Genomic DNA, 231 nt, shown 5'->3' with positions numbered 1-231 from the left:
ATCATCTACAGTAGAAGTTCCTCCAATAACATAATTCTTTTGTGAATTTTTATTAATAAATTGTTTTGCATCTTCTTTCAGAGTTTTATCTGAAAATAATATAGCAATATTGTTTTTAGCAGCAGGTGCAGAAACACTACTTGCATCAGGTAATCCCTTATAACCATCAGCTATAGCTACGCTTTTAACCGCTTTTATACTATTTAGTTTATTTGCTATCTGTAAAGAAGT

Annotated in this window: 1 protein-coding gene; it reads right to left on the bottom strand. The window is 29.9% G+C overall.

What is annotated here, in order from left to right; all coding sequences use genetic code 11:
- Window positions 1-231: cell wall-binding repeat-containing protein (locus Q3304_RS21085; RefSeq protein WP_407815353.1), on the bottom strand; the 231-nt coding region annotated here is incomplete at both ends.

It is taken from the genome of Clostridioides sp. GD02377 (genome assembly GCF_045899875.1).
Taxonomy (GTDB): domain Bacteria; phylum Bacillota; class Clostridia; order Peptostreptococcales; family Peptostreptococcaceae; genus Clostridioides; species Clostridioides difficile_A.
This window is presented reverse-complemented; position numbering and strand designations above follow the sequence as displayed.